Genomic DNA, 23,849 nt, shown 5'->3' with positions numbered 1-23,849 from the left:
AAGGAGGAACAGGAGCCATGATTCTTGAACGAGAGTATCTTCCCTATGCATCGGGGGCATTGGAGCCCACTATCAGCGGAAGGACCGTTGATTTTCATTACGGCAAGCACCATGCCCAGTATGAGGCAAACGCGAACAAACTGATCGCGGGCAGCGGCCTTGAAGAGGAACCCCTGGAGATAATTTTGAAAACGATCGTGGATGACCCCTCGAAACGAGCGCTCTTCAACAACGCGGCCCAGCTGTGGAACCACACGTTTTACTGGAAATGCCTCACGCCGGGGGGAGGGGGAAGGCCGGGCGGGAAAATGCTGGAACTGATCACCGCCTCCTTCGGCGGTTTTGACCGGTTCCGGGAAGCCTTCCATGCGGCCGCCATGGGCCGGTTCGGCAGCGGCTGGGCCTGGCTGGTCATGCTCGAGGGCAAGCTTGATATCATGACCACTGCCGATGCCGATACTCCTGTAGCACGCGGTATCAAGGCCCTTCTTACGGTGGACGTCTGGGAACACGCCTATTATCTGGACTACCAGAACAGGCGGGCCGATTACCTGACCGGCGTCATGGACAATCTCGTCAACTGGGATTTTGCCCTGGAACAGTTGGAAAAATGATGCCGCGGGAGCGGCAAGGGCCCCCCGGGGCGGTACGGCCATGAACCCGGAGAAGAAGGGAGGGCGGGCAGTGCTGGAGTATCCGTGCTCCTGGGCATACACCGTCATCGGTTCCGATCGGGCCATGATGGAGCGGGCCATTGGGGAGGTGTTCCAGGAACGGGCCTGTCGGGTCAGTCATTCGAGGACAAGTGCCGCCGGCTCCTACTGCTCCCTCCGGGTTGAAGCCATCGTGCACAGTGACGAGGACCGGACGGATCTCTTTAACCGCTTAAGTTCCCATAGCGGCATCACAATCGTGCTCTAGTACCGCGTGTCACGCTGTGTTGTCTTCCCGGGCAGCGTGACACGGGCGGGGCGTCCCGGACGGCAGGTTTTGCTCCCAGGGATCAGGTGGTCACGCCACCTTCCTTCATGGTTTTCGTGGGCTTGAAGATTTCCAGTCCGAACCTGTCGTAGAGTTCTTCGAGCTTCGCGTTCAGCACGTCATAGCCGATCCCCCGGGCCAGGGCGAAGGGTCCGAAGGGCGATCCGCTGCTGTTTATCATGGCGAGATCGATCTGTGCCGGATCGGTACACACGCCTTCTTCGATAAGCTTTGTCGCTTCGTTCACCTGCAGGGCAACCAGGTGGTTCAGGTCATACTCGGATGTCGCTTTTGAAGGGTCGATTTCCGGTCTCCCCCGGGACCAATCGAAGAATCCGCTCCCCGTCTTTTTCCCCAGCCTGCCTTCCCTGACATAGGTTTCCAGGGCCTTCGAAGGCGCGTAGTCCGGTGAAAGCGCCTGGGCGAAGTATTCGAGGCCGTGATAACAGATGTCGATGCCGACGTAATCCAGAAGTTCAAAGGGAGTCATCGGCATGAATGCCTTGAAAGCGGCGTCGAATTCTTCCGGCGTGGGAGTTCCTGCTTCAAGAATTTTTGAAAGCAGAACCACTGTCGGTTCATTGACCCGGTTGGAAATGAATCCCGGCGAGTCTTTTTCAACGATGACGGGAACCTTCCCGATCTTTCGTGCCAGTTCACAGGCCGTCTGAATTGATTCATCGGAGGAGTGATCGCCCCGGGTGACCTCCACCAGCTTCATTACCATGGCCGGGTTGAAGAAGTGACAGCCCACGACTTTGTCGGGGCGGCCGGTGGCAGCGGCTATATCGGTGATGCTGATGTTCGACGTGTTGGAGGCCAGGATGGCACGCTTCGGAGCGTTCCGGTCGAGTTCGGCGAAAACGCTTTTTTTCAGGTCCGGCCGTTCGGGAACGGCCTCGATGACGAAATCGGCGTTTCGGACGGCTTCCGCGAGGTCAATCATGGGAACCAGTCGCGACAGTGCTTCATCGAAGGCCTCCCGGGTCATTGTGCCCTTGTTCACGAGGCGCGACAGGCTTTTTCTTATATTGTCGACGCCGCGATCGATGTATTCCTGCTCGATGTCCCGCAGGACAACCCGGTAGCCTGCCCTGATGAAGCAGGCGGCGATTCCGTGACCCATGTCTCCGGCGCCGATCACGGCAATGTCTTTTACGTCTTCCGCAGTCATTGCAGTTCCTTTCAACGAAGGTCATTCACCCTTGAAGTCCGGTTCCCGTTTTTCCAGGAAAGCCATGAAACCTTCCGTGGCGTCCCTGGAGCGGCTCGTCAAGGCGATGCCGTCCTGCTCGGCCTTTGATCCCTCATCGAGTCCCTTTTCCAGGCCCACGGTGACAGCCCTCATTACGGCCTGAACGGCAAGGGGGGGACGTCCGGCCAGGAAACCGGCCATCTCCATAACATCTTTCATCAATTCTCCCGGCCGGGAAACCGCGTCCACCAGGCCGATATCCAGCGCTTCTTCGGCGGTGATGCGTTTGCTGAACAGTATCAGGTCCAAGGCCTTCGATTTACCCAGGATGGCGGGCATGCGTTGGGTTCCTCCCCAGCCGGGGATGATGCCCATGTTGAGTTCCGTAAGGCCGATCTTCGCACCTGAAAGCATGACCCTGAACGTGCAGGCCATTGACAGTTCACACCCCCCGCCGAAGGCGTAGCCGTTGATGGCCGCAATAACGGGCTTCTGAAAACGGCTGATTCTCGTCCACAGAGCCTGGCCCATGGGGCCGGCCTTGTCGCTGTTAGCCGCGTCGGACACGTCGAATCCGGCTGAAAAGCCCTTTTCTCCCGCACCGGTTATAACGAGTACCCGAATGTCGTTGTTGCCGGCGACATCATCAAGGACCCGGTCGATCTCCTCCAGCGTGGCAAGGTTGATCGAATTGGCCGGTGGCCGGTTCAGGGTGAGAATAGCGATGTATCCCTGTTTTTCGTAGGTGATGTTCCGAAAATCCATGCCATCAACTCCTTTCTCTTCCTTTTTCTTCGTTTCCGTCAGCGCGTCCGCGCGTAATCAGGGAGAAACCAGGCCGGCCAGGTCGGAACTGATTTTCTTCAGCCGGTCCAGCATTGTCCTGTCCATTGCTTCCGGATACCGGTCGTCCGTGAGTCCGTCACGAAGGAGTTCGAGCCGTTCCTCGAGAATTTCAATGGATTCGAGAAGCTCCTCTCTCTGTATTCCCGGTAGTGTTTCGGGAGCTTTCCTTACCCCCGGTTGCGCGATAATCTCCCGGCGGGGTGTCAGCAGCACCGATTCTTTCCAGTCGGGTATGTAGGTTTCGAGGCCCAGGTCCGCTTCAATTTTTGCCGCCAGGGGCTCACTGGCCTTCAATTCCCCATGGACAAGAAAAACGCGCGGGTTGGAATCGACGAGAGGCCGGACCCAGTCGATAAGACCCTTCTGGTCCGCATGGGCGGAAAATCCGCCGATGGTGTACACCCTGGCCCTGACGGACACTTCCTCCCGAAAAATGCGGACTGTCCCGGCGCCGTCGACGATTTTTCTCCCCGTGGTTCCTTCAGCCTGATATCCCACAATTATCAGGCTCGCCCCGGGCCGCCAGAGATTATGCTTCAGGTGATGTTTGATTCTGCCCGCGGTACACATTCCGTTGGCGGATATAACGATGGCCGGTTCCGATCTGCGGTTGATGGCGATGGACTCATCTGTTGTCGGAGTAAAACGGAGCGTCGGCATGTCGAAGGGGTCGAATCCCTGCTCGACGATGGCCCGGGCTGCATCATCATAGTATTTTTTGTTGTTTCTGAATATTTCCGTAGCCTTTATTGCAAGGGGGCTGTCGACATAGACGGGTATTTTCGGCAGGGACCCGTCCCGGTAGAATTCACCCAGGAGGTAAAGAATTTCCTGGGTCCGTTCCAGGGCGAAAGCCGGGATGATGACCTTTTCTCCGTGGGACACGGCATAACGAATGGCCTCCAGGAGTTCTGCCTTGCTATCCTCAAAGGTCCGGTGCAGGCGGTCACCGTAAGTTGATTCGAGGAACAGGTAGTTGGCCTCGGCGACCTCGTGGGGATCCCTGACGATGAGTTGGTTCTTGTTGCCCAGGTCTCCTGAAAAAACCAGCTTGATGGTGCCGGATTTTTCGGACAGCCACAGTTCGATAAAACATGACCCCAGAATGTGCCCGGCATTCCTCAACCGCGCCCGTACGCCCGGCACCGGCTCGAACAGGCGGTCCCGTTCCATGGGTTTCAGGCAGGCGAGACTGTTACGGGCATCGTCTATGGTGTAGAGCGGTTCCACGGGTTTTCCGCCCCGTCGGACGTTGCGGGACGATTTCCACCGGGCCTCCATGGCCTGGACGTGGGCGGAGTCAAGGAGCATGATCTGGCAGATCTCGACCGTGGGAGGCGAGGTGATGACGGGTCCCCTGAAGCCGTCCTTGACGAGCTTCGGAATGCGCCCGCTGTGATCGATGTGGCCGTGAGTCAGAATCACCGCGTCGATTTCCGACGGCCTGAAGCCCCAGTTCTCCCGATTCCTTCGTTCGATCCGGCTTCCGCCCTGAAAGAGACCGCAGTCGATAAGCAGTCGCTTTCCGTCTTCTGTTTCGACAAGATAGGTCGAGCCCGTAACCGATCGGGCTCCGCCGAGAAAGGTTATCGTAGCCATCGTTGTCTCCTCAAGGATTTTCGCTGTGCCGCGCTCCGGTTCATCGCTGTCGTCTTCCGGCAAAAACGATGCTGCCTCCTACATGGCCCAGGAGGGCCGCCAGGACCAGCAGGACGAGGTTGATGACGACATAAGGACCTGTTCCGGTTTCAACGATACCCGGGGTCATCAGGCGCCATATGATGGTTGCCGATCCCAGCACAACGAAGGCGATTCCGCCGTAGAGCTTGAACATGAACCTGGTTGTCACCGCTTTTTTGTAGTGGGCCTTCCAGCTATAGATGCCCGTGATCACCGTCAGGGGAGACAGTACCACGGCAGCGCAGAGGGTATAAAAGGCAGTTAGTTCCACGCAGGGAAGGTCGAAAAAGATCGCCAGCAGCAGGAAAAAAACCGACGCGGGAATGAGGCCGTTCGGGAAGTGGGCCATGATGGGGTGAAACTGGAAGAGGGGGAAAACCCTGGCTATGAACGACAGAAAGCGGTTATTGCGAACAAAGGCCGGCATATACTGTTGCCTTTCCGGGGGCGCCTCCTCTCTGTTCGCTCCCGGCAGTGTTCCGGGGGACGAGGTGTCCTGTTTTTTATCGTCGGGCATAGGCTCAAACTCCGAGGCCGGGGCGCCGCAAATCGGGCAAGTCTCCGGAGGAGCTTCTCCCTCGTGGATGTAACCGCAGATTTTGCAAATCCATTTCTTCATGGTACACCTCGTTTCAGTGATTCGGGTTGATTCGGTGCGGCATCAGGCGCCCCGGGTTATACCAGAAAACGGCCTCCGTTGCTTCACAAATTCTCGGAGTGATGAGGCGGAACTCCCGGACCGCGCAACCGCTCCTTCAGCAGCGAAAACCGCTGCCGGGTCCGGTTGTTTTTGACGGCAATGGCCAGGGCTTTTTTCGTCCCGATCAGGACCACCAGCTTCCTGCCCCGTGTGACGGCGGTGTACAGCAGGTTGCGCTGCAGCATCATGTAGTGCTGTGTCAGGACCGGAATCACCACCGCAGGGTATTCCGATCCCTGGCTTTTGTGCACCGTTACGGCATAGGCCGGGACCAGTTCGTCCAGTTCGGCATAGTCATAGGTGATGAGGCGATCGTCGAAGAGAACCCGGATTTCCTGTTCATCTCTTCCCAGGGCGACAATTCTTCCTATGTCGCCGTTGAAGACTTCCTTGTCATAATTATTGGTTATCTGCATCACCTTGTCATTGATCCTGAACTCTCTCCCGGACCTCGTCACGCCGTGCTCCCCGGGGTTGAGAACCTTCTGAAGTTCGTTGTTCAGGTTGGACACCCCGAGGGTTCCGCGATTCATGGGAGTCAACACCTGGATGTCGTACAGGGGGTGGAGCCCGAAACGGGCCGGGATCCGTTCCTTGACGAGCCGTATCAGGGTGTCCAGCACCTTTTCCGGCTCTTCCTGCTCGATGAAATAAAAATCCGAAAGCCCTTCCTGCTGTGGTTCCGTATCGGGGGACAATCCCTGGTTGATTTTGTGGGCATTGACGATGATGGAACTTTCGCGGGCCTGTCTGAAGATCTCGTTGAGTTCCACCACGGGAATGACTCCCGAATCGATTGTGTCCCGAAGAACCATACCGGGTCCGACGGAAGGCAGCTGGTTCACGTCACCCACCAGTATGAGCGTAGCCCGTGCGGGGAGGGCTTTCAGGAGGTGGTACAGCAGAACAATGTCGATCATGGACGTTTCGTCCACAACGAGCATGTCGCATTCCAGGGGGGAATCTTCGGTCTTCTGGAAGCCTCCCCTCCGTCCGTTGAATTCCAGGAGTCGGTGAATCGTCTTCGCCTCCCGCCCCGTGGCCTCTGAAAGCTTCTTCGCCGCCCGTCCCGTGGGGGCTGCCAGAAGCACCCGGGCCGTCCGTCCGGTGTGAATGTTCAGGATCGCCTTCAGAATGGTCGTTTTCCCTGTTCCGGGGCCTCCCGTGATGATCAGGACCTTGTTTTTTATCGAGGATTGAAGGGCTTCGACCTGCTTCGGGGCAAGGGTGACGGCCATCGTTTTCTGGGCGTGGGCGATGGCCGCTCCGGCATCGATGCCGAGAGAATCTCGTGCCGTTCCGACGAGGACCTTCATCCGTTCCGCAGCCTGCGTTTCGGCCTGATAAAACGGGGGGAGGTAGACCGCCGATTGATCGGAGTCCGTCCGTGTGTCACGTATAATACGCTTTTCTTCCGCCAGGACTCCCAAGGCCGTCTCAACCAGCGTGGATTCAACATCCAGCATGGAGCAGGCCTCGTCAACGAGAAGCCGTTCGGGGTAATACACGTGGCCCTGATCGGCAAGCTGGTTCAGGACATAGAGGATGCCCGCCTCGGCGCGCCGGTGAGAGTCCCGGGCAAAGCCCATGTTTCCGGCAATCTTGTCTGCCGTAAGAAAGCCGATGCCGGCAATGTCCATGGCAAGCCGGTAGGGGTTTTCTCCGACGAGCCTGATGGAATCCTTTCCGTAGTGCTTGAAGATCCTGGCGGCATAGGCCGTACTGACGCCGTGGCCCTGAAGAAATATCATGACCGAGCGGATTTCCTTTTGTTCCCGCCAGGCTTTTTCTATGCTTCCGACGCGCTGTTCTCCGATACCGGGGATTTCCATGAGCCGCCCGATGTCATTGTCGATGATGTCGAGGGTGTCTGCTCCGAAGGTACCGACGATGCGCCGGGACATGACGGGGCCGATTCCCTTGATAAGCCCTGATCCCAGGTATTTCCGAATACCCTGGACCGATGCGGGCGCGGTTGTCAGACAGGAGTCGGCTTTGAACTGGCGGCCGTAGCGGGGATGGTTGATCCACTCACCCTCCATGGAAAGCATTTCGCCCGGAATGGGGGCTGCCATGGAGCCCACGCAGGTGACGAGGTCCCGGCTTCCGCGCACCCTCAGCCGTACTATGGCGAAACCCGATTCCTCGTCGAAGTATGGTATGTTCTCGATGTGTCCTTGGAGTTCTGCCATCCCTGGTCCCGTGATTCCCCGGAGACCCGCGAAAAAGCGCGGGAGGCTCGGGGAGGTGACGGCACCCGCCACCGATAATGATGTCGTAGAAGCCGATCTATAACATGTATCGCGTCCGGTTAACAGCGGGTTGTTCTTTCCGGGGGGCCGGTGCGTCTGCGGGTCTCCTTTTTCTTGACAGGAGGGACGTTTTAGCGCAGGATTCCGATACGATACATCCGGAAAGCTTCAGCACGAAGCGGGGGCGGAAAATGAAAAGATCCTTTATCGGAGCGGTACTGGTGCTAGTCGTGCTCCGGAGCTTTGTATGTGTCGCCCCTCTTCGGGCAGCCGACCCCGCGGCTACATCGGCTTTCTTTACCGGACGCAGACCTGGAATCGGGCCGTCGATCCGCGATAGACGGGAATGCCTTACACCGGGAATACGCGGGGGAGGGCTCCGGGGAGACACAGGATCATGAACTATCTGCTGTTGCGGGACGATGAATCCCTTTACTACCGGCTGATTGACGGGACCGTCACCGGACCGTACCTGGTCTTTCTTCATGAGGGTCTCGGCTGTGTCGCCATGTGGAAGGATTTCCCCGACCGGCTCTGCGCCGCCACGGGATGTCCCGGGCTCGTCTATGATCGCCGGGGATACGGAAGATCCTCACCGCTGCGGGGTCCGCGAAGAATCCACTACCTGCACGATTACGCCCTTCAGGAACTGCCGCAGCTCCTGGAGGGAACCATACCCGGGATGCCCTACATACTGGTGGGACATTCCGATGGCGGGAGCATCGCCCTGATTCACGGCGCTGAAAGGCCGCCCCTTCTGCAGGCGATCATCACTGTCGCGGCCCATGTTTTCGTTGAGCCTGAAACGCTCGCGGGGATAGAAGGGGCCGTCCTGCAGTACCGTAGCGGACGTCTCCGGACCCTTTCGGCCTATCACGGCGACAAGACCGATTCAGTGTTCAGGGCCTGGTCGGACACCTGGCTCAGCCCCTGGTTTTACCCCTGGAACATCGAGTACCTGCTTCGCTCCATCGACTGCCCCCTGCTGGTGATCCAGGGTGCCGACGACCGCTACGGCACGAAGCGTCAGGTCGACTCTATCACCTCCGGCACGACGGGCGAGGCGACGGCGGTTGTAATGGAACGGTGCGGCCACACGCCTCACCAAGAACAGCCCGACGAGACGCTCGCTGTCCTTTCGGAATACATTGAGAAATGCCTGTAAGTGTTGGTGCTATATAACGAATTGTGGTTTTGTGGAAAGCTGGACGATACGAGGGAGGAAAGGGCGGTGACGAAATTGACCCTTGAAGAATGGCTGGCCCGGAAGGAGTCGGATCGTCGTTTTACGGAACATGTCCGGGCCCTGAAGCGGATTCCAGCCGATGAAGGAACCTTCGCGCCCTTTCCCGACTGGGTGAACCCCCGCCTGCGGGTCGCCCTTGAGAAGGAGGACATTCAACGCCTTTACAGCCACCAGGTAAAGGCCCTGGACGGAATCCGGGAGGGACGCCACGTGGTCCTTGTCACCCCTACGGCCAGCGGAAAGACGCTCTGCTACAACATTCCCGTAATCCAACGTCTTCTCGAGGAACCGGAGACTCGTGCGCTCTATCTCTTTCCCACGAAGGCGCTTGCCCAGGACCAGATGCACGAACTCCATGGCCTGGTCGGTCGCATCGGAGCCGATATCGGCAGCTTCACCTATGACGGCGACACGCCCGACGATGCGCGGCAGGCCATTCGCAGGCGGGGTAACGTGGTGCTGACCAACCCGGACATGCTCCATACGGGGATTCTTCCCCACCACACCAAGTGGCGGAAACTCTTCATGAACCTCCGTTACGTAGTCATCGACGAGCTCCATGTCTACCGTGGCATTTTCGGCAGCCATTTCGCCAATGTCATGCGGCGTCTGGTTCGAATATGCCGGTTTTATGGAACTGATCCGGTATTCATCTGCTGTTCCGCCACGGTTGCCAACCCGAAAGAGCATGCAGAGGCTCTTCTGGAGCGTCCCGTCATGCTCATCGATGAAAGCGGGGCGCCTCGGGCTTCCCGCACGTTCATCCTGTATAACCCCCCCATAGTGAACCGCGAGCTCGGGATCCGCCAGTCGGCCCTCACGCCGGCCCGGATCATGGCCTCGGACCTGATTGAAAACGCCATTGCGACAATTGTTTTCACGACCAGCCGCCTCAACGTGGAGGTTCTTGCCCGGTACCTCAAGGACGGCCTGGGTCGGAAGATACCTCGTGACGACCGGTACGTCACGGGCTACCGCGGGGGGTATCTTCCCAATCTGAGGAGACAGATCGAGGCGGGACTCCGTGACCGGGCGATCATGGGCGTGGTCAGTACCAACGCCCTGGAACTGGGAATTGACATCGGCGATCTGGAGGTCTGCATCATGGCCGGCTACCCCGGGTCCATCGCCGGCACCTGGCAGCAGGCGGGAAGGGCGGGGCGCCGACGGGGGCACAGCCTGGCCGTCCTCATCGCCCGGAGCAACCCCATGGACCAGTACATCGCGGACAATCCCGACTATTTCTTTTCCCGATCACCCGAACACTGCCGCGTGAATCCTGATAACCTGCTTATCCTTCTCCACCACCTGAAAAGCGCCGCTTTTGAACTGCCCTTCCGGAAAGGCGAACGCTTCGGTTCAGAAAATATAGAAGAATTGCTTGAATACCTTGAGGATAAAGGTGTACTTCACCGCGTTGACGATCGCTGGTACTGGGCAGCCGAAAGTTACCCCGCCGATGAAATAAGTCTGCGGAGCATCAACCCGGAAAGCATCGTTGTCATTGACACCACCGTCAGGGGTGAACATCGCGTCATTGCCGAGGTGGACTGGGACAGCGCCTTTACCACCGTTCACGATGAGGCCGTTTACATGGTGGACTCCCGGCAGTATCACGTTGATTCCCTCGACTTGGAGCGGAAAAAAGCCTACGTCCGTGCGGTCGACGTGGATTACTACACCGATGCGATGACCTACACCAACGTGCGGGTCATCGACGTCTTCGGGACCGTCCATCGGGATCCTCTCATCGTGGAACACGGCGAGGTACAGGTGGTACGGAAGGTGGTCGGTTACAAGAAGATCAAGTTTTACACCTCCGAAAACGTGGGCTATGGCGATGTAAACCTGCCCGAAAAGGACATGCACACCACCAGCTACTGGTTCACCGTCCCCCGGAACGTGCTGGACCGCCTGTCCTGCTCACGGGAGGAGATCATCGACGGCATGGCCGGGCTTGCCCATGCCCTCCATCATCTTGCGGCAATGCTTCTCATGGCCGACATCCGGGACATCGACCGCTGTATCGGCGACAAGAGCGGCGAGTGGTTCGTTCAGCGCGGCGGCGGTCACCGGTCTTTCGTCGATGCGCCCCCCGGTGACAGGGACGGCCTGCCCGTCGGAATGAATGATTTCGATCCCACCATCTTCATTTTTGATGCCTGTCCCGGCGGCATCGGCTTTTCGGAACTGCTCTTCGGCGAGCATGACCGCCTCATGGCATCCGCCCGGGAACGTATCGCCGGATGCCCCTGCGACCACGGCTGTCCCTCCTGTGTGGGACCCACTCTCGAAGTGGGACCGAAGGGCAAGGAAGCCGCCCTGGCGATCCTCGATATCATGGGTGTTCCCTCATGAGCGTCATTACGAGACTGCATCGCCTGACCGGCGAGAACGCCCCCGAAAAGAAGCCCGGGACCGATCACGGCCGGGACCGCGACCGGACTATGAACGGCCTGAGGCGACGCGTAGAGGCCATCATGTCCCGGCGTCCGGCCGGTCGCCCCGCCGCCCCTGTTCGGGATCGACTCTTCGACGAAAGCGACGCTCGCGATCTTGCGGAGGTGATCCGGGGAGAAGTGGTCCGGAATGATCACGGCTCGTGTTTTGTGGTCGACGACTCACTGGAGGAGAGTGTCCGTCATGGTGCTCTGTCCGTTGCCGACATGAGGGGCGTTGACATGAAACAGATCGCCCTGCTGGCCCATGATGACAGTCTCGCTGATATGGATCCCGCCGGCGCTCTCTTCCTGGACACGGAAACCACCGGTCTCGCGGGCGGAACGGGGACCACGGCGTTTCTGATCGGTCTGGGCTGGTTCGAAGGATCATCGCTGGTGACCCGGCAGATATTTCTCCGGGATTTCGATGAAGAAGGAGCGGCCCTGGCAGAGCTCTCCCGGGCCTTGAGAAAGCGAAGTTTCCTGGTCACTTTCAATGGAAAGGCCTTTGACGTGGGGCTCCTGGTAACCCGCTGTATCATGAACCGCCGGGAGAACCCCTTTGAGGGGATTCCTCACCTGGATCTTCTCTTTCCATCGAGGCGTCTTCTGGGGCACCGACTTGAAAACTGCCGTCTCTGCACTCTGGAGGAACAGGTTCTCGATCTCCGGCGAAGCGGCGATATTCCGGGATTCGAGATACCGGGGAGGTATTTCGAATGGCTCCGGCGGCGGGACGGAAGACTTATGGAAGATGTCTTCGAGCACAACCGCGTCGACGTGGTGTCCATGGCCGCTCTGTCGGCACACCTGGCCGATATTGTCCGGGAAGACCCCAGGAACCGGCGGACCGTTCATGAAGATCTCCTGGCGGCGGCCCGGCTTCGGCTCGACCGGGGCGACCCCGCGGGCGGGCGCCGGATCCTGGAACATCTTCTGGGCGAAGAGTCCGGAGAGACAACCCTTGAAGCGGCCAGGGCCCTGTCCCTGATTCACAGGCGCGCGGGAAACTGGCGGGAAGCGCGGGCTCTCTGGGAGCAGATTCTCGCCGAACAACCGGGCGATCTTTTCGCGCTCCAGGAGTTGGCCAAGTGGTATGAACACCATGCCCGCGATTACGAACAGGCCCTCGATCTCGTGGAGCGAGCCCTCGCGGAAACCACCGGCCTGAACCCCCTGCGCCGGCAGTCCCTCGTACACAGGCGGAAACGGCTCCTCCGCCGGAGCGGAGCGGCAACGACATGAGACAGGGGGACTCATGGGGGGGAGCGTATTTTTTGTTGCCCCCGGGGTGCCTGTATGCTATAGAACCATTTCTCCAGACGGACCGTGACGGTCCGGGTTGTGTGGTGGGTGTAGCTCAGATGGTTAGAGTGCCGGGTTGTGGCCCCGGAGGTCGAGGGTTCAAATCCCTTCACTCACCCCATTTTTTCCCCTTCAGCCGCGGGCGTGCCTGTCGCGAGAAATGCCATGAAATCCCCGAACGAGTCCCCTTCCGCACAGCACGATCACGGCAGCCTTCTGGAAGGCATGGAGGATATTCCCGCCGCCCTGAAGGACCGAGTTTCCTCAAGCCTGGAACGCGCGCATGAAACGGCTCGGGAGATGGCGGGGTTTTTTTCGCCTTCCGAGGGCGCATTTCTCTGCGAAACCTTCAAAAATGCCGATTTTCCGGTAAAACGCTTCGACGAATGGCCGCTGCTGCTGTCCTGGGATGTCGAAGACGTTGAAAAATACGAGAAACTGGGCGCCCGCTTCGATGTGAATGTTCCTGATCTCCTTGAAAAAATGGAAGATATCACCCACGACCAGGCTTTGTGGCTGCTGATGGCGATCGGCCGCTTCTGGAGGCAACGAAAGGAGCGGGGGGAGACGGACGAGTTTTACGCCGTCGAACTGTGAATCAAGCCCGACGCTCTCTCGTCGCGCTTTTCCTGCCGGCCCGTTTCCCTGTAAAACAGCGTTTTGGGGGTATTTGTTTTGGGAGAACAGCCGATAGTTGTTCCGGAAAAACCTATGCGTGATCCAGCAATACACACCGGCGAAACGGTCGAACGTCTCCCCGGCACTACCCTGTCGGTTCTTCAGAAACAAAAGGGCTACCGGTTTTCCATTGACGCCGTTCTGCTGGCGGGCTGTATCAGGCTCAGGCCCGGCTCGCGCGCGATGGAACTGGGTTCCGGAAGCGGCGTGATATCGCTGATACTTGCGGCCCGGCAGGCGGAGGTCCTTATCAGTGGCATCGATATCCAGGAAGAAATGGTGGACATGTCCAACCGGAGTGCCCTCCTGAACGGGTTTAAGGAACGGGTGTCCTTTGCCTGCCGGGATGTGCGCGAAATCAGGCGACACTACGAACCCGGCTCATATGACGTGGTTTTTTTCAATCCCCCCTACCGGAAGGTGGGAAGCGGTCGGATAAATCCCCTTCGTGAGAAAGCCGCTGCCCGTCACGAGGTGTACGGGACCATAGACGACTTTGTCGGGGGAGCGGCATTCCTGCTGAAGGAAAAGGGCCGGGTCTACGTTATTTACCCGGCGAGTCGGTCAGTCGGTCTCATCGCTTCCCTGCGGCAGAACGGCCTGGAGCCGAAGGTCCTGCGTTTTGTACATTCCGAGGCCTCGTCGCCGGCGGTTTTTGTTCTGGCGGAAGGAATCAGGGGAGGAGGGGAGGAAGTGACGGTCATGTCCCCTCTTGTCCTGTTCGATGCACCGGGCCTGTATTCCGCCGAGGTACGGGAAATGACGGGAGAGTGAGGCGACAGGTGCCCCGCACCGCGCACCGGCATCATGAACGGAGGTAACGGGTCAGGGCTTCCCGTATCATGACGCGGCGGATGGCTTCCCTGAGGTCTTCATCTCCTATGGATGACAGGTGTTGCGCTATAAGTCGCCTGTCCCGGTCTTTGAGCCTGCTTTCGTCGAGCAGGGTGTCCCGGAAAGACTCGGGCCGCTCGGCCCGGGGCGTGACATGACCTATGGAATAGCGTATCTTTGTAATTCTGTGAGCCGGCTCCAGAGAGTTGACCTTTTCGAGAATCTCTTCGTTCATGTACTGAAGCTGTTGCATCCATGCCGGCGTACTCACCGTAACATACAGCACACTCCCTCTAAGCCGGAGAGGTTCTGTCTGACGAGCTATCTGGGGACCCACGGCCCTGTTCCAGAGACTCGCCGTTCCGGGCGGCATGGTGGGGATGAATATTTTTTCTTTGACGAGCGTTCCCGGAAGGAATTCCCCGAGGCGCTCCAGGCGGTACACCTTTTTTTTGGATCGACGTCTTGCGCTCATGGGCCTTTTGTCCCATAATGCATCCACGCAGTCAAGACGCCGTCAGAAACACTATCAGGGAGCATGCCATGAACCTCCAGGTCCTCATAGACCGCGCGAAAAGACACCCTGACATCAACAAGGCGGGAATGATCCTTGGACACAATGGCATAGTCCGGGCCACGTCGCGGGAGGGAAACCCCGTGAAGGAAATCCGCGTCCAAGCCGACAGGCGAGCCCTCCGGGGGCTTCTCGATGAAGCTCGGCGGAGGGAAGGCATCGTCGAGGTTCTTGCCGAGATTCGTGAAGGTGTGCTCAAGCCCGGTGACGATATCATGTTGCTGGTCGTTGCCGGCGATTTCAGGGAAAACGTCATTGCCGCCATGACTGATCTGATTAATGCCATCAAGTCGACTGTGACGACGAAGCAGGAATTCTGACAGCAGAGGAAGGGGTCGGCGAATGCCGGAAGAAAGCATGAGGCGGGACGCCCGTGCCATTTTTGACGCCGGTCTCGGAGCCGCCGACGCCCGACTGGCAGTGTCTCGGGTTGTTCTCCTGAACGGCGGAGACAGGCTCACCATCGGGTCGTGGTCGAGGAGCCTCGACGACATCGATCGCGTTTTCGTGGTTGGGGCGGGAAAGGCCGCCTGGCCTATGGCGGCGGCTCTCGAAGACATTCTCGGGCCACGGATCAGCGACGGTCACGTCACCACGAAATACGGCCACGGAGGACCGCTTAATATCCTGTCGATATCCGAGGCGGGCCATCCCGTCCCCGATGAAGCCGGAGTGGACGGCGCGAAAATGATTCTCCATATCGCGGGCAGGGCAGGGCCGGGAGATCTGGTCCTGTGCCTTATCTCCGGCGGCGGTTCGGCACTGATGCCCCTGCCGGCGGGGAACCTCACCCTGAGCCACAAGCAGGCGCTCACGAAGGAGTTGCTGAACTGTGGTGCCACTATCCATGAAATCAATTCCCTGCGCAAACATCTATCGGCCATAAAGGGAGGTCGGCTCGCCCTGGCCGCCGCCCCGGCGACGGTTATTTCGCTGATACTTTCCGATGTGATCGGCGATGACCTGGATGTCATCGCCTCGGGGCCCACCGTTCCGGACAGAAGCACCTTCGCCGATTGCGATGCCGTTCTCGAGGAATACGGCATCAGGGAGCGACTGCCGAAACCCCTTCGCGGCTATCTCGAGGCGGGAGTGCGCGGCGCCGTTCTGGAAACGCCGAAGCCGGGGGAGGCGGTCTTTGAGAAAACCTGGAACTTCATTGTCGGAAATGCGGCCCAGTCCATAGAAGCGGCCGGGGAAAAGGCCCGCGAGCTTGGATACACGCCTCTCGTGCTTTCGTCGTCCATAGAAGGAGAAACCAGGGAGGTGGCCAAGGTTCACGCCGCCATTGCCAGGGAAGTTTTAAAGTCGGGGAATCCCGTGGCTCCGCCGGCCTGCATCCTGTCGGGCGGTGAAACAACGGTAACCGTTCGGGGGAACGGCACGGGGGGAAGAAACATGGAATTCGCCCTGGCCGCCGCGATCGACCTGGACGGGACAGAGGGCATCGTTGTTTTGAGTGGGGGGACCGACGGAACGGATGGTCCCACCGACGCGGCGGGAGCCGTTGTCGACGGCGGAACGGTCCGGCGGGGCGGAGAGGCTGGAAAGCGCGCCCGGGAATATCTGGGAAGAAACGATTCCTACAACTATTTTTGCGGAAGCGGCGAATTGCTCATGACGGGGCCGACCCTTACCAACGTCATGGACCTGCGGATCATGCTGGTCGGAAGCGGTGACGGCCGGTACCGTGCCATGCCCTTGTCCCACCGGACGGGGTGACACGCGCTTTACCTGACGGGTTCTGCTCCGAAGGCCTCGTTACCGCCCGTCGGGCTCCAGGCCGCGGGACACCGGGGCGGCTCGTCCCGAAATTATGGATACAATTTCTGTTCGCGCTTGACCGTATCACCGATATCCATCAGGATTCTGGGGAGTTTCGTCACGATCCGTTCCCATGAAACCGTTTGAGGAACTTCGAAGAGCTGGTAGCGATTATCCCTTTCGAAGGCAAGCATGTCTTTTTGAAGCCCCATTGTAAGGTATTTCTTGAAACGGTCGTCACTCAGGAGAATGCGCAGGAACCGGTCTGTTACCCGCGAGGGCGATATAAGGTAATCGCCGGCCGTGAGAATGGCCTCGGTAAAGATGGTTTTCACCAGGGCCTCCTCGGCCCTGCGGTCGTAGTTAAGATTTGAGAAGGCGGCATTGTCTGCGTATTTTTTGATCAGTTCCTCGGCCACGTTTCGATAGCTGATGGTCAGGTCCTGTATGAAATATTCTGACAGTTCGAGTCCTTCGTCCACCACCAGCGACGAAAAAATGGTGGTAACGATGTCGATGGCCATCTTGTAGAGCCCCCGTTCCCTGTCGTCCGCGGAAGCGTCCTGGTGCTTGTGATCAAAGGGCTTTCTGGAGAACTGCACCTGGGCGATATTGTTTGCCTTGCGATACACCTCGATGAGCGTGAACATTTCAACGCCCCAGTTGGTGGCGAAGTGCATACGCCTCAGCAGACTCGTGTCAAAGGCGACTTCTCCCGAGGTCTGGTAATTGAAGGCCAGCAGGTAGTCGGCAAGGCGCATGAACTTGTTGTCGCCGAATTCCGAAAATTTCCTTTTCAGGGCGATCAGCAGGGGGTCCACCAGGAGCCGCTTCACCCGCCCGTACAACTGGCCTTCGCTGATGCGGGCGTAAAATGCCTTGGAGAATTCATAATCCCTGACGAGAACAGGGTAGAACAGGCGGTCCACCTGGCGCCGGTGAAAGGTCTTGATGTCCGCGTCTATAACGCCGATGCACTGGGCTCCCAGGGCCTGGGCGACGCCGAAGGACATGAACATGTTACGCCCCTTTCCGGGCTGGTCCACATTGAATCCGGCGTCCGTGAGCTGCTTGTAGATGGATGTGAAGCCTTCTCCCTCGTTGTGCTGAATGATGACGTTTTTCATTCCGGCCTTTTTCAGGATATCCGCGAGTTCCCGGGCCTCCTCATCGGTTGCCCGGTCGAGGCCGAATATGATCCTGTTAAGGTAGGTAACCCGGCGCAGCTGTCTGACGATATGAAGAAAAACGGGCTTGTTCTCGTCAAGGGTGAACTCCGTTGCCAGCGTGGGTACCACGAGAACGGGCTTTTTTCGTTTCATGTTCCGCCGCAACTGGGGAACGAGATCGTCTGTCTTTGTGCCCAACAGATAAAACGTCGTCAGCTTCGTGTGTTTTTGAGAAACGTTGAACATGAGAAATACCTCCTCGGTGCTTCTCGCGTGTCCTGTAGCAATTGATCCTTCGGATCGGAACCCTCCGCCTGGAACACCGGTTCATGCCGTCCGGGGTGCCGGAAAGCGCGGTGCTAGGTCATGGCCGATCCGCCGGATTGCCGCAGCGCGTCACTGACGACCGTCTCCACGAGGGAGCGGATTTCACTCAGTCGCCGTTCACTAAACGCTTCAAAGCGCATGACCAGGACGGGCTGCGTGTTCGAAGCCCTGACGAGGCCCCATCCACCGTCGAAGCGGACCCGGACACCGTCGATATCTATGATGTCATAGCGGTGTCTGAAATGATCGGTCACTCGCTCGACAACTTCGAATTTCAGGGAATCGGGACAATCTACCCGTATTTCAGGCGTGGTAAAGCTTTTCGGAATGTCCGCGAGAAGGTCGTCCAGTCCCGAACCGCTTGTGGAAACGATTTCGAGGAGACGGGCGGCGGCGTAGATGGCGTCGTCGAAGCCGAAGTATCGGTCGGCAAAAAAGATGTGGCCGCTCATCTCGCCTGCCAGGAGCGCCTTTTCTTCCTTCATTTTTCCCTTGATGAGGGAGTGGCCCGCCTTCCACATGATGCCCCGGCCGCCCCGCCGTTCAATGTCATCGTAGAGTTTCTGGGAACACTTCACTTCGCCGATAATGACGGCGCCGGGATGTTCTTTCAGAATAAAGCGTGAGAAGAGCAGGAGCAGTTCGTCACCCCAGATGATCCTGCCGTTTTCGGAGATGACGCCTATTCTGTCGGCGTCACCATCGAAAGCGATGCCCATGTGAAGTCGGTTGTCCCGTACCACCCGGATCAGGTCTGCCAGATTTTCCTCCACCGTGGGGTCGGGAAAGTGATTGGGGAAGTTTCCGTCCATGTCACAGTATAATTGCGTCACCGAGCAACCCAGGCGTTCGAAGACGGGTATCCCGAAATGACCTCCCACGCCGTTACCGCCGTCGACGGCGATGGAGAGGGTTGAGGGGACCGTAACGTTGTTGCAGATGTAGTCCTGGTAAGCCTCTGTCACGGAGCATTCCATCGTCGTTCCCGATCCTGACAGGTAAGCTTCTCGTTCCATGATGACCCTGAGCCTCTGAATTTCCTCTCCGTAAATGGTGTCAGGCCCAACGCAGATCTTGAAGCCATTGAAATCAGGGGGATTATGGCTTCCCGTCACCATGACGCCTCCGTCAGTCCCAAGGTGACGTATGGAAAAGTACAGCATGGGCGAGGCGCAAAGGCCGATATCGATGACGTCGATTCCCGTTGAAGCGAGCCCTCTCATCATCAGCCCGTGATAGGCCTGCGAGGAAAGGCGGGTATCGCGGCCCAGGGCCATGGTACGCACACCCTTTTCGCGGCTGTGGGTGCCGATTGCCCTTCCAAGGTCAATGACAAAATCGTCCGTCAGGTCTTTCCCGACGATGCCGCGCACATCATATTCTCGAAACACTTCCGGATTCATGGACTGTTCCTTAACGCTGCCGCAGAAGTAAGCGTTTACATACCATAGAGAGCGAGCCCTGACAATCAAGATCGACGGCGGGACAGCAAGATTCCGGTTCTGCCGGGCCGGGGGAGCTATTGATTGACAGTGCTTTCGCCCCGTGATAACAAAGCCTTCCTTGTGACGCTGCTTGTCGGACACATCTCGATTTCAACACCAATACTACGGTACAAACAGCGGGGAGGGACACCTATGGCATGGAAGAATCAGGGAGATGATCCCTGGGGCGGACGGCAGTCGTCGGATCTGAAAAAGCTGCTGGAAAAGATCAGGAAATCCACTCCTTTCGGATCCTTCAGTCTGGGGAAATACGGACTTGTTCCTTACCTTGCCGGGATTTTTGTGGTTCTCTGGCTTCTGTCGGGCGTGTACTTTGTAAAACCCGACGAGGTGGGCCAGGTGAAGCGATTCGGCAAGGCCGTCCGAATCACGGCACCGGGTCCTCACTACCATCTTCCCCGGCCCATTGAAACAGTCCTTACCCCCTCGGTAACCTCCGTGCGCCGCATTGAAATCGGCTTCAGACCGACCGGTCAGAGCATTCCCGGTGAAAGCCTCATGCTGACACGGGCCGAGAACATCGTGGACCTGACCTTTATTGTTCAGTACAGGATCAAGGATCCCGGGGACTACCTCTTCAACGTAACCCAACAGGATAAAACGGTAAAAGATGCGGCCGAGGCGGCCATGCGCCAGGTCGTGGGAGACAACGATATCGATGACATCCTGACGATAGGCAAGTTCAGGATTCAGCAGGACGCCATGACGATCCTGCAGGATATTCTCGACATGTATCGGTCGGGCATCCTGATCGTGGCGGTTGAACTGCAGGACGTCCATCCGCCCGTCATGGTCATGGAGGCTTTCCGGGACGTGGCGAGCGCCCGGGAGGACCGGGCGAGAATGATCAACCAGGCCCACGGGTACCGAAACGAACTCCTGCCGAGGGCTAAAGGCATGGCTTCTGAAATCGTCAACGAGGCCATCGGCTACAAGGAGGCCCGCATCATCAGAGCCCGGGGTGAAGCGAGCCGGTTCACACAGATTCTCGCCCAGTACGCGAGTGCGCCGGAAGTGACCCGGGAACGTCTGTACATAGAAACGATGGAAGAGATTCTTCCATCCATGGAAAAGATCATCCTCGAGGGGGCCGTCGGCGCCAATCTCCTGCCGCACCTGTCCCTGGAGTCCGGTTTCCCGGGCTCGCCGGCGCCGGAAGGGGAAGTGCCATGAACATGAAGGCCTCCCTTATCGCCATTGTCGGCATTCTCCTGGCTGGTTTCCTTTCCTTCGGCCTTTTCACGGTGGACCAGACGCAGCAGGCGATTGTCATCCAGCTGGGCAGGCCCCGCCCTCACTCCTATGGACCGGGCCTTCATTTCAAGGTTCCCTTCGTGCAGGAAGTGGTCTATTTTGAAAGTCGAATTCTTCAGTACGACGCGAGCCCCACGGAGGTTCTGACACGGGACAAGAAGAATCTGGTTGTGGACAATTTCACCAAATGGAGAATAGAAGACCCGCTCATATTTTATAAATCGGTGAGAAACGAGACGGGCGCGCGGTCGCGCCTTGACGACATCGTATACGCCCAGCTTCGGGTGGAGCTGGGATTGCACGATCTATCGGATATCGTGTCGACAACCCGGAGCTCCGTCATGGAGGGGGTGACCCGCATAGCGGCGGAGCGGGCCAAGGTGTACGGCATAGAAGTGGTAGACGTCAGGATCAAGAGGGCCGACCTGGCGGAACAGAACGAGAAGCATGTGTTCGAACGCATGAGGGCCGAGCGTGAACGGGAAGCCCGACAATACAGGTCCGAGGGGGAAGAGGAGTCTAAGAAAATCACCACCCAGGCGGACATGGAAAAAGCGGTCATACTTGCAGAAGCTTACAGGAGAGCGGAAACATTGCGGGGAGAAGGTGACGCCGAGGCGATCAGGATCTATGCGGAGGCCTATCTGCAGGACCCGGCATTTTTCTCCTACTTCAGAAGCCTTGAAGCCTACAAGAAGACCATGAAGGATCGGACAAAGCTGATTGTAACACCGGACGTGCCGTTTTTCAGGTACCTGCGGTAAGTTTTTTCTTGACAAACACAGGCGTGATCGGGTATGAACCCACCATCGCTATACTGTAAGGGCGGTACACACCATGATACTGGACAACCAATCAAACTCGACGGCGTTCATCTTTTTCGGCTTTTTCGGCTTTAACGGGGAGGTCTGCCGGTCGGGCTTGTAGAATCTGACATCGTATAAGCCGCGGGCAGCCCCAAGAAACGCTTCCCGCGGCTTTTTTTTGTGGGCCATGGCAAGCGCGTGACAACCAGGCCCTTTTTTTTAAGGGGCCCATTCAGGAGGGAAGGAACATGAAACGATCAGTGATGGCGGTCATGGTTATACTGATGGTCCTGGGGGGCGTGGCCCCTCTTTCGGCGTCGGATCCGATCCGTGTGGGAGCGGCGATCAACCTGACAGGACCCGCTTCGACCTTCGGGCAGTTTCACGCCAAGGGTCAACAGGACTATTTCAATTATATCAATGAAACAAAGGGAGGTGTTCATGGACGGAAGATTGAGATGATCCTCGTCGATTCCATGTATCGAGTACAGGAATCCGTCTCCGCCGTCAGGCGCTTTGCCGTCAGGGACAACGTCGACATGATCGCCACTTGGGGTGCCGGCGAGGGAATGGCGGCGAAACCGATTATCCAGCGCTACAAGATTCCCACAATCAACTATTCCACGGGTTGGGAAATCCTCGAAGAACCCGTTGATTACATGTATCTCCCCTTCGGAAGCTACCGCCTTGACTGTTACGCGATACTCGACTACATCAAGGCGATCCATGCGGGCCCCGATGCCCCTAAGGTCGGCCTTCTGACCTATAACAACGCCTACGGAAAATCGATCCACGAACCGAGCAGGGAATATGCCGCCCGGACCGGCATCGACATTGTCAGCATAGAAGACTTTCCTCCCCAGACGGTGGACGTGACCACGGAACTCCTGCGACTCAAGCGGAGCGGCGCCGAGTATGTGTTCATCCAGATGCTGCCGGCGGCGATCATCACAGCCCTTCGAGACGCCGACCGCCTGGGCTATACCCCTCCCTTCTTCGGTACCTGGACGTCAACGGATCCCGACTTCTTCACTATGGGCAAGGGCCTTATCCGTGACCGGCTGCGGATCCAGTTCCCCGGCGGTGTCCCGGAAGACGGCTCGGAGGGCATGGCCCTTATGGAGGAGCTCCGGGAACGATACGGGACGGTTACGTCTTTCGACGCTTCCTACTGGGAAGGTGTTGCCGTGGCCATGATCATGGAACGCGCCTTCATCCGGGCAGGCGAGCAGGCGGGAGCAATAACGCGGGAAAGCATCAACGCGGCCATGGAGTCCTTTGACGGGGAATCCTTCGGCGGTCTGTTGCCTGACGTGAGCTATTCTTCGACCAATCATGAAGGATCCTTTACGGCGCGCATCGTTCAGGTTAACGAAGACGGGTCGTTTCTCCCTCTGACGTCCTTCTTCGTTCCCGGGAAAGACAGTCTGGAAATCATCCGGCAGCCATGAAGTCGCTCCGGGGACAGCCACGCATATTTGAGGGAAAGGCCGGGACGGTCGCGGCGGAACTGGCCGTTGAAAATCTTTCCCTCTCCTTCGGCGGCGTCATGGCCTTGAACGACGTCTCTCTCGAACTTTCCACGGGAGAGCTGCTGGCGGTCATAGGACCGAACGGAGCGGGGAAGACGAGCCTTTTAAACTGCCTCACCGGATACTACCATCCCCAGAAAGGGACAATCCGGTTCAACGGAGAGGATGTGACCGGCTATTCCTCGCACCATCTCGTTGAAAAGGGTATCGGCAGGACATTTCAGAACATCGAGCTTTTTACGGGCATGTCTGTCATTTCCAACATGCTCATGGCCCGGCATCTCCACGGCAGCTACAGTTTTGCGGGTGCCTGTCTTTTCCTGCCTTCCGTCCGTAGGGAAGAGATCAGGAACCATGAAATTGTGGAAGAAATTATCGATTTTCTCGAAATGCAACCCATCAGAAAGCAGTTGGTGGGGTCTCTTCCCTACGGGTTGAGGAAACGGGTCGAGTTGGGAAGGGCCCTTGCTCTGGAACCGAGGCTGCTGGTCCTGGACGAACCCTTCGCGGGAATGAATCTGGAAGAGAAGGAGGACATGGTACGGTTTCTTGCCGAGCTGAGCCGGTCCTGGAAGCAGACTATGATACTGGTCGAGCATGACATGTCGGTGGTCATGTCCTTGTCCGACCGGGTGGTGGCACTTAATTTCGGCAGGAAGCTGGCCGAGGGAAGCCCCGAGGAGATACAGGAAAACACCGAGGTTATACGGGCCTATCTCGGCGATAAAATTGACCTGGAGTAAGGACTCTGCCGGAACGG

Annotated in this window: 21 protein-coding genes and 1 tRNA gene; 14 read left to right on the top strand and 8 right to left on the bottom strand. The window is 58.1% G+C overall.

From position 1 onward, the window contains the following. Positions 1-17: 17 nt before the first annotated feature. Positions 18-614: a superoxide dismutase gene (locus M0Q23_01295; protein ID MCK9527284.1), complete on the top strand. Its 597-nt coding sequence runs from the start codon at positions 18-20 to the stop codon at positions 612-614. Positions 615-654: 40 nt separating this feature from the next. Beyond that, on the top strand, positions 655-921 hold the full coding sequence (locus tag M0Q23_01290; GenBank protein ID MCK9527283.1) for a DUF493 domain-containing protein: 267 nt from the start codon (positions 655-657) through the stop codon (positions 919-921). Positions 922-1,003: 82 nt separating this feature from the next. Here M0Q23_01290 and M0Q23_01285 read toward each other — a convergent pair whose 3' ends face one another. From M0Q23_01285 to M0Q23_01265, 5 genes are all read right to left on the bottom strand, one after another. Continuing rightward, positions 1,004-2,155, bottom strand: a complete 1,152-nt coding sequence (locus tag M0Q23_01285; protein ID MCK9527282.1) for a 3-hydroxyacyl-CoA dehydrogenase — start codon at positions 2,153-2,155, stop codon at positions 1,004-1,006. Between the two features lie 21 nt (positions 2,156-2,176). Beyond that, the gene (locus tag M0Q23_01280) at positions 2,177-2,941 is read right to left on the bottom strand and encodes an enoyl-CoA hydratase-related protein (protein MCK9527281.1); all 765 of its coding nucleotides are present in this window, start codon (positions 2,939-2,941) and stop codon (positions 2,177-2,179) included. Positions 2,942-2,998: 57 nt separating this feature from the next. Continuing rightward, positions 2,999-4,621, bottom strand: a complete 1,623-nt coding sequence (locus M0Q23_01275; protein ID MCK9527280.1) for an MBL fold metallo-hydrolase — start codon at positions 4,619-4,621, stop codon at positions 2,999-3,001. A gap of 40 nt (positions 4,622-4,661) precedes the next feature. Further along, complete coding sequence (locus M0Q23_01270; GenBank protein ID MCK9527279.1) at positions 4,662-5,321, bottom strand: hypothetical protein; 660 nt, start codon at positions 5,319-5,321, stop codon at positions 4,662-4,664. 83 nt (positions 5,322-5,404) lie between these two features. Continuing rightward, on the bottom strand, positions 5,405-7,594 hold the full coding sequence (locus M0Q23_01265; protein ID MCK9527278.1) for an ATP-dependent RecD-like DNA helicase: 2,190 nt from the start codon (positions 7,592-7,594) through the stop codon (positions 5,405-5,407). A 457-nt stretch (positions 7,595-8,051) separates the two neighbouring features. On the opposite strand from M0Q23_01265, the gene M0Q23_01260 reads away from it, so the two are divergent. The 6 genes from M0Q23_01260 to M0Q23_01235 all read left to right on the top strand — a co-directional run bounded on the left by M0Q23_01260 (position 8,052) and on the right by M0Q23_01235 (position 14,098). Further along, positions 8,052-8,819 carry an alpha/beta hydrolase gene (locus tag M0Q23_01260; protein MCK9527277.1) on the top strand — a complete coding sequence of 256 codons (768 nt, stop codon included), beginning with the start codon at positions 8,052-8,054 and terminating at the stop codon, positions 8,817-8,819. 66 nt (positions 8,820-8,885) lie between these two features. Next, entirely contained in the window at positions 8,886-11,258 is a 2,373-nt protein-coding gene (locus M0Q23_01255; protein MCK9527276.1) for a DEAD/DEAH box helicase, read from the top strand. Then, positions 11,255-12,586 carry a ribonuclease H-like domain-containing protein gene (locus M0Q23_01250; GenBank protein ID MCK9527275.1) on the top strand — a complete coding sequence of 444 codons (1,332 nt, stop codon included), beginning with the start codon at positions 11,255-11,257 and terminating at the stop codon, positions 12,584-12,586. The genes M0Q23_01255 and M0Q23_01250 overlap by 4 nt, the downstream gene beginning before the upstream one ends. A 104-nt stretch (positions 12,587-12,690) precedes the next feature. Continuing rightward, a tRNA-His gene (locus M0Q23_01245) sits at positions 12,691-12,767 on the top strand. Between the two features lie 44 nt (positions 12,768-12,811). After that, a complete protein-coding gene (locus M0Q23_01240) occupies positions 12,812-13,243 on the top strand; it encodes a hypothetical protein (GenBank protein MCK9527274.1) in 432 nt (143 codons plus the stop codon). 114 nt (positions 13,244-13,357) lie between these two features. Then, entirely contained in the window at positions 13,358-14,098 is a 741-nt protein-coding gene (locus M0Q23_01235) for a methyltransferase domain-containing protein (protein ID MCK9527273.1), read from the top strand. A 31-nt stretch (positions 14,099-14,129) separates the two neighbouring features. On the opposite strand, the gene M0Q23_01230 is transcribed toward M0Q23_01235, so the two are convergent. Further along, complete coding sequence (locus M0Q23_01230; GenBank protein MCK9527272.1) at positions 14,130-14,633, bottom strand: DUF721 domain-containing protein; 504 nt, start codon at positions 14,631-14,633, stop codon at positions 14,130-14,132. Between the two features lie 68 nt (positions 14,634-14,701). On the opposite strand from M0Q23_01230, the gene M0Q23_01225 reads away from it, so the two are divergent. Then, complete coding sequence (locus tag M0Q23_01225) at positions 14,702-15,052, top strand: molybdenum cofactor biosynthesis protein MoaE (protein ID MCK9527271.1); 351 nt, start codon at positions 14,702-14,704, stop codon at positions 15,050-15,052. A 22-nt stretch (positions 15,053-15,074) separates the two neighbouring features. After that, a complete protein-coding gene (locus M0Q23_01220; protein MCK9527270.1) occupies positions 15,075-16,454 on the top strand; it encodes a glycerate kinase in 1,380 nt (459 codons plus the stop codon). Positions 16,455-16,546: 92 nt separating this feature from the next. Here the strand turns inward: M0Q23_01220 and M0Q23_01215 are convergent, their stop codons facing one another. Beyond that, positions 16,547-17,911 (bottom strand): hypothetical protein, encoded by a 1,365-nt coding sequence (locus M0Q23_01215; protein MCK9527269.1) that lies wholly within the window; start codon positions 17,909-17,911, stop codon positions 16,547-16,549. Positions 17,912-18,024: 113 nt separating this feature from the next. Further along, positions 18,025-19,395 carry a phosphomannomutase/phosphoglucomutase gene (locus M0Q23_01210; GenBank protein ID MCK9527268.1) on the bottom strand — a complete coding sequence of 457 codons (1,371 nt, stop codon included), beginning with the start codon at positions 19,393-19,395 and terminating at the stop codon, positions 18,025-18,027. Positions 19,396-19,629: 234 nt separating this feature from the next. On the opposite strand from M0Q23_01210, the gene hflK reads away from it, so the two are divergent. The 4 genes from hflK (at position 19,630) to M0Q23_01190 (ending at position 23,832) form a co-directional block, all read left to right on the top strand. Beyond that, positions 19,630-20,670, top strand: a complete 1,041-nt coding sequence (hflK, locus tag M0Q23_01205; protein ID MCK9527267.1) for an FtsH protease activity modulator HflK — start codon at positions 19,630-19,632, stop codon at positions 20,668-20,670. Beyond that, positions 20,667-21,515: a protease modulator HflC gene (gene hflC / locus M0Q23_01200; GenBank protein ID MCK9527266.1), complete on the top strand. Its 849-nt coding sequence runs from the start codon at positions 20,667-20,669 to the stop codon at positions 21,513-21,515. Before hflK ends, hflC begins: the two co-directional genes overlap by 4 nt. Before the next feature lie 290 nt (positions 21,516-21,805). After that, entirely contained in the window at positions 21,806-23,008 is a 1,203-nt protein-coding gene (locus tag M0Q23_01195) for an ABC transporter substrate-binding protein (GenBank protein MCK9527265.1), read from the top strand. After that, positions 23,005-23,832 (top strand): ABC transporter ATP-binding protein, encoded by an 828-nt coding sequence (locus M0Q23_01190; protein MCK9527264.1) that lies wholly within the window; start codon positions 23,005-23,007, stop codon positions 23,830-23,832. Before M0Q23_01195 ends, M0Q23_01190 begins: the two co-directional genes overlap by 4 nt. Positions 23,833-23,849 lie beyond the last annotated feature (17 nt).

It is taken from the genome of Syntrophales bacterium, from assembly GCA_023228425.1.
GTDB lineage: Bacteria > Desulfobacterota > Syntrophia > Syntrophales > UBA2210 > MLS-D.
The sequence above is the reverse complement of the archived record's forward strand: the minus strand, read 5'-3'. Positions and strand labels throughout refer to the sequence as shown.